Raw genomic sequence first — 6,498 nt, forward strand, 5'->3', positions numbered from 1 at the left:
TCTAACTGAAGAGTCTGGGGGTGAGGTAGTGGCCGAAAGCAGGTCCGTGTTGCTGGACGCCGGGGACATCCAGGTCTCCGCCGAGGTCGACGGGTCGGACAGCTCGAAGAAGGTTCACTTCCTGCTCACCCACGGGGCAGGCGGCGACCGGAACACCGCCGGGCTGAAGGCCCTGGCGCTCGGCCTGGCCGAACACGGCTACCTGGTGGTCCGTCCGGACCTGCCCTACCGGGCAGCCGGACGGTCGACGCCGCCCCTGGCGGAGAAGAGCGTTCCGGGCTTCAACAACATCGTCGCCAGCGCCCGGGAGCAGTTCGGTCCCGACGCCCTGTGGGTGGTCGGCGGCCGCTCGTACGGCGGTAGGGTGGCCTCGATGGCGGTGGCCGGCGGACTGGACGCGGCAGGTCTGCTCCTGTACTCCTATCCGTTGCACCGTCCGGGCAACTCTTCGGAGCCCCGGGTGGCCCACTGGCCGCAAATCCTGATCCCGTCGCTTTTCCTTGAGGGCACCCACGACCCGTTCTGCGACCTGGAGGTGTTCAACCGGCACCTGCTCGAGCTGGGGCTGAAGGCCCGGGTTCACGTGATCGAGGGCGGGGACCACAGCCTGCGGGTTGCCAAGGTCAACTCGCCGGACGGAAAGGCCCGCTCGGAGGCCTCGGTGGTCGCCAGCCTGGGTCCGGTTGTCGAGGACTGGGTCGAAACCCTGGTTCTAGCTCAGGCCCCGTAGGTCCCAAGCCGCATCGTCGCCGCCAGCATGAACGCCATCAGGTCCTTGGCGTACTGGTGCCCGAAGCCCCCCATCCGGGCGGCCTCCTCGTCGAACCGGTCGACCAGGTCGACGCCGACGTTCTCGCCCCGCATAAGGAAGGGGACCGGGTGCCAGGAGTGCCGGCCGAAGGCCGCCGGCGTGGCGTGGTCCCCGGTGACGCAGACGACCCCCGGGTTGAGCGCCAGAACCTGCGGAATGGTGCGGTCGACCTGCTCGATGGCCGCGATCTTGCGGGCGTAGTCCCCGTCCTCGCCGGCCGAGTCGGTGGGCTTTTGGTGCAGGAAGAAGTAGTCGTACTCGTCCCAGTGGACCTTCATGTCCTCGACCGTCTCCTCCCAGCCGGCGGTCTCGGCGGCGACGTCCATGCCGACCAGCTTCGCCAGGCCCCGGTACATCGGGTAGCTGGCGGCGCCCCGGGCCTTGAGCAGGTAGCGGAGGGCAAAAGGTTCGATGGGCCGCAGGGTGTCGAAGCCCCGGAGCAGCAGGAAGTTGGCCTGCTCGTCGGCGAGGATCAGGCGGACCTGGTCCAGGAAGCGCTCCAGGATGATGGCGGTTCCCGCCGCTTCGTTGCTGCGTGCGATCGGCGGGTTGGGCGTGATCCCGATGACGCCCGGGTCGGTGTCCTTGATGTCCGCGGACAGCCCCATGCCCCTCAGCACCAGGAGACCCCGGTGGTCCCGCTCGGTCTCGAGGAAGAACTCGATCTCGCCTTCCATCTTCACGTTTTCACGGATGATCTTGCAGAGGCGGGCGTTCTCCTCGGTGGGGATACGCCCGGCGCGGCGGTCGATAACCCGGCCGTCGGAGTCCAGGGTGCAGAAGTTGACCCGGGCGGCGACGTCGCCGGCTCTCAGGTCGAACGCCACTCCTGCCGCGGAGAGGGCCCCCCTTCCGAGCAGGTACTGGATCGGGTCGTAGCCGAAAAGCGCCATGTGGCCGGCGCCGCTTCCGGGGGTGACGCCGGGGGCGACCACGGTGTGGAGGCCGGACATGCCCTCGGCCGCCATGCGGTCGAGGTTGGGGGTCTTTGCCTCCGACAGCTCAGTGCCTCGCTCGGACGTGCGGACTCCGCCGAGGCCGTCCAGCACCAGCAGGACGATCTTGGAATCCGACTTCCGAACCAGCGAGGGGATGAGTTCTTGCACGCGCTAACTATAGAGTTCTGACGTTAACTGTCTATTAACAGGCCGCTAACGCCTGGAAATTCCATATCCCAAATTGCGCCCCCGTGAGGCACAAATGTCGAGGGCGGCCGGGCGGCGCCTGATACCATCCAGACCCAGGTATGTTCCTAAAGTCACTGGTCCTTCGCGGATTCAAATCCTTCGCCGACAAGACCATTCTCGGATTCGAACCGGGAATCTCGGTGGTCGTCGGACCCAACGGCAGCGGCAAGTCGAACGTCATCGACGCCATCAGCTGGGTTCTAGGAGAGCAGGGCCCAGCAACCCTACGGGGCGGCAAGATGGAGGACGTCATCTTCGCCGGGTCGCCCACCAAACCGCCGCTCGGCATGGCCGAGGTCGAGCTGACCATCGACAACTCTGCACACCTTCTTCCCGTCGAGTTCAGCGAGGTCACCATCTCCCGAACCCTGTTCCGCTCGGGCGACAGCGAGTACCGGATGAACGGGTCGATCTGTCGCCTGCTGGACATCTCCGAGATGCTCTCAGACGCCGGAGTCGGCAAGGAGCAGCACACGATCGTCGGCCAGGGCCGGCTGGACGAGGTTCTGAGTGCCGACCCGGTGCAGATGCGCAACATCATCGAGGACGCCGCCGGTGTGGGTAAACACCGCCGCCGCAAAGAGAGGGCGATACGCAAGATCGCGGCGACCGAGACCAACCTAGAGCACCTGGGAGACCTGCTGGGTGAGATACGCCGTCAGCTGAAGCCCCTGCGCCAGCAGGCGGAGATCGCCGAGCGGCACGAGCGCATCCGCGAGGAGCGGGACCGGATCAGGCTGGTGGTCATCGCCCGGCAGCTTGCAGCGCTGACCGATGAGCTGGGCTCCCCGGAGGCGGGCCGGCGCGAGGAGGAGCTGCGGGTCAAGGAGCAGGATCTGGCCGCGCTGCAGGCCGAGCTGGCGGATCTGGAGGCCGAGCGGCTGGCCCACCTGGGCGCCACGGCCGCCCGCCGGGAGATCGGGTGGCGGATGACCCAGGCCGGCGACCGCCTGGCGTCGCTCAAGCGCCTGGCGGAGGAGAGGGCTCGCACCCTGAAGGCCGAGCTCACCGCCGGCAACGAGGACATCGAGCAGGCCCGGATGGTCGAGCTGCGCCGGCAGCAGACCGAGCTGGAGGCGTCGCTGGCCGAAGCCCAGCGGGAGGAGGCCGCCGAGCTTGCGGCGTTGAACGAGATCCAGCCGGCAAGCGAGCGGGCCCGCGAGGAGCTGCGATCCGCAGAGGCAGCCCTCAATGCTGCGCTCCGGGCTCAGGCCCAGGCGAACGCGGATGCCGCCGGGCTCCGGCGGGAGATCGCCGCCGCCCAGGCATCGGCACAGGCGGCCGAGGTGGACAGGAAGCGCCTGGCTGAGCGAGCCGAGGCCGCCGAGATCAAGCGCAGGCAGACCGAGTCACGGATAGCGGCTGCCGAGCTGGAGCTGGACCTGGTCGTGTCCGCACTGCGGCCTTCGGAGGAAGCTCTGCAGAAGGCGGAGGAGCGCCTCGAGGAGCTGGGGGGCTTGAAGGACCGGCTCCTGGAGGAGATCCGCAACCTCGAGAAGCAGGTCGCCGTTCTCCGGGCCCGGGCGGGCGCCCGGGCTGCCGCCGAGGCCAAGAAGACCGGCGCCGGGGCGACCCTCAGGTCGTTTCCGGGAACCTCGCTCCTCTCCGAGTTGGTGGAACTCAGCCCGGGGCACCGGCGGGCGCTGGAGGTGCTGGTCGGGCCTATCGACGGTGTGGTCGTCGCTTCCGACCGCGATGCCGCAGCCCGGGCGCTGGGCGCAAGCGACGAGGACGAGGCCCTGACCGTGATGGTGGCGGAGGGATCCGGGATCGGCGTCGAAGGGGTTCCACCTCTAATCGACCGGGTGCAGGTGCTCGACCCACTCGCCCGAGCGGTGCTGGCCGACGTGTACCTGGCATCGACCCTCGAGGAGGCGGTCACCCTGGCCGGCAGGCACCGGCACGCCATCTTCCTCAGCGAGGACGGCGCCGTGGCGCATGGGGGCCTGGTCTCCAAGGGGTCGGCAGAGCTGGCGTCCGCAGTATTGGAGTCGGAAGGAAAGATCGCTGCCGGCCGGGAGGCGATGGCCGACCTGGAGGGCCAGATCGCCGCTGCCCGGGCCCGGTTGAAGGACGCCGCAGCCGCTCATCGGGAGGCCGAAGCTTCCAGGGTCCGGTCCGCCGAGTACCTGAGGGCCCGCCAGACCGAGGGTCTCCGGGTGGAGGCAGAGATCGCAGAGATCACCGAAGCCGCCCGGCGGTCCGGTGAATCCGCTATCTCCAGGTCGGATCAGTCCGGCTCCCTCGACGCCCGGATGGAGGAGGCGGATGCTGCAGTGCTGGTGGCCGAGACGGCTCTGCAGGCCGCCCGGGATGAGCGGGACCGGTGCGCGGCAGCCTACGACGATGCAGCCCAGAGCTCGGAGGCCGCCCGGATGAGGTCGGGCATCGCAGCGGAGCGAACCCGGCAGTACATGAACCGTTTGAAGCAGGTGGTGAACGGCCTGTCCGACGCCGCCGGGCGGCTGAGCGGCCTCGGCGCCCGCCAGGAGGCCCTTTTGAGAGCCCAGAAGCAGGTGAGTGCGGTGGCCGCCGCATGCGACCTGCTGGCCCGCCCGGTGTCGGAGTGGGCGGGCGAAGCCAGGTCCCTGCACGAACAGGCCCTGGCCGCCGGGGTGGAGATCGATCGCCGGGTCGCCGAGCTCAAGGCGAAGGTCATCGCGGTGACGGTCGAGCTGGACCAGATGCGCGCCCTGTCCAAACAGGAGGACCTCGGCCGCAGCGAGATGCGCATACGCCAGCGCATCCTCGAGGCCACCCTGTCGGACGAGATGCACCACGACCCGTCGGCAACCGTCGAAAGATGGGGCCGCGAGCTGGAATTCGCGGAGGGCGAGGTTCCCGACGACCCGATGGAGCGTACTGCTGCGCTTTCCGACGATGCGTTGAAGAAACGCCAGGTCAGGCTGGAGCGGGAGCTCGACCAGATGGGCAAGGTCAACCCGCTGGCGGCGCAGGAGGCGGAGTCCCTCGCCGAGCGGGAGGAGTTCCTGGCAGGCCAGATCAACGACGTGAAACAGAGCCGCAGGGACCTCCGGGAGATCATCGAGTCGGTCGACGCCAAGATCAGGGAGCTGTTCTCCGCCGCGTTCGCGGACATCGCCCGGGAGTACACCCACCTGTTCTCGGTGCTGTTCCCGGACGGCGTGGGCAAGCTCAGCCTCACCGACCCGACCGAGATCCTGGAGTCCGGCGTGCAGGTGGAGGCAAGCCCCAAGGGCAAGAGCCTGAAGCGCCTGTCGTTGCTTTCCGGCGGCGAGCGGTCGATGGCCGCCCTGGCGCTGCTGTTTGCAATCTTCAAGGCGCGGCCGTCGCCGTTCTACATACTGGATGAGGTCGAGGCCGCCCTGGACGACGCCAACCTGCAAAGATTCCTGGGCCTGCTCGATGAGTTCCGGGGTTCGTCGCAGCTGCTGGTGGTGACCCATCAGAAGCGGACGATGGAGATCGCCGACGTGCTTTACGGCGTCGCAATGCGCCCCGACGGCGTAACCAAGGTAATTTCAGAGCGGTTGAAGGATTTCTTCCCGGCGTCACTTTCGGCGCCCGATTCGGTGGTTGGGAGTTTGGAATGAATGAGATTGTCCTTGCAGGGATTGTTGTTGCCCTGCTGATCGTTCTGCTGGTGGCCCGAAGCGCCACCCTGCGGCGACCCACCGAGGCGGACTTCGAAGACCTCGAAGAGCTGGATGAAGCCGATCTCCTGGAGGACGAGTACCTCGATGAGGAGGACCTCGACACCGAGATTGCGGAGCTCGAAGCCGAGCTCGAGCTGGAAGAGGCAGTCGAAGAGGCGCTTGCAGAAGTTGAGGTCGAAGAGGCGCCGGTTGTCGCCCCTCCCTCCCGCTGGGCGAGAGGGCTGGCGAAGACCCGGGGGGCCTTGGGCAACACCCTCAAGGCGCTCAAGCTGCGGGACAAGATGGACTCCGACGCCTGGGAGGAGGTCGAGGAGGCTTTGATCCGGGCCGACGTGGGCATGGATGCAACCGAGCGGGTCCTGGACTCGCTCCGAGAGGCCAAGACGTCGCCCGAAGAGCTGCACGACGCCCTGCGCCGGGAGCTGGTCGAGATCCTTCAGATGGGGGACACCGAGCTGGCCACCCGTCCGGGCGAGGTTGCGGTGTGGCTGGTCACCGGGGTGAACGGCGTCGGGAAGACCACCTCCATCGCCAAGCTCGGCCGCCGGCTGAAGGACGACGGTTTCTCCGTGGTTCTGGCCGCGGGGGACACCTTCCGCGCCGCCGCCATCGAGCAGCTGGGGACCTGGGCGACCCGCCTGGACGTCCACATGGTCAAGCACGCCCCGGGCGCCGACCCGGGAGCGGTGGTCTTCGATGCCATCGAGCACGCCAAGGCCAAAAAGATCGACGTCGTGATCGTCGACACCGCCGGGCGGCTGCAGACCAAGACGAACCTCATGGAGGAGCTGAAGAAGGTCCGCCGCATCGCCGACCGGGAGGCCGGGGGCATCAGCGAGGTACTGCTGGTACTGGACGCAAC

General features: G+C 68.0%; 4 protein-coding genes. 3 read left to right on the forward strand and 1 reads right to left on the reverse strand.

Annotated features, from left to right (window positions below; translation table 11 throughout):
* Positions 1–28 precede the first annotated feature (28 nt).
* Positions 29–730 carry an alpha/beta family hydrolase gene (locus VFV09_03515; GenBank protein ID HEU4866776.1) on the forward strand — a complete coding sequence of 234 codons (702 nt, stop codon included), beginning with the start codon at positions 29–31 and terminating at the stop codon, positions 728–730.
* On the opposite strand, the gene VFV09_03520 is transcribed toward VFV09_03515, so the two are convergent.
* Positions 718–1,917 (reverse strand): 2,3-bisphosphoglycerate-independent phosphoglycerate mutase, encoded by a 1,200-nt coding sequence (locus VFV09_03520; protein HEU4866777.1) that lies wholly within the window; start codon positions 1,915–1,917, stop codon positions 718–720. The two genes, VFV09_03515 and VFV09_03520, sit on opposite strands and share 13 nt — an antisense overlap.
* A gap of 140 nt (positions 1,918–2,057) precedes the next feature.
* Between VFV09_03520 and smc the strand changes: the two genes are divergently transcribed.
* Both smc and VFV09_03530 read left to right on the forward strand, forming a co-directional pair.
* The gene (gene smc, locus VFV09_03525) at positions 2,058–5,573 is read left to right on the forward strand and encodes a chromosome segregation protein SMC (protein ID HEU4866778.1); all 3,516 of its coding nucleotides are present in this window, start codon (positions 2,058–2,060) and stop codon (positions 5,571–5,573) included.
* Positions 5,570–6,498, forward strand: a 929-nt coding sequence (locus VFV09_03530) for a signaling recognition particle receptor family protein (GenBank protein ID HEU4866779.1), incomplete at its 3' end; no start/stop codon positions are given. The genes smc and VFV09_03530, both read left to right, overlap by 4 nt.

The sequence above is a fragment of the Actinomycetota bacterium genome, from assembly GCA_035759705.1.
Lineage (GTDB): Bacteria > Actinomycetota > CADDZG01 > JAHWKV01 > JAHWKV01 > JAJCYE01.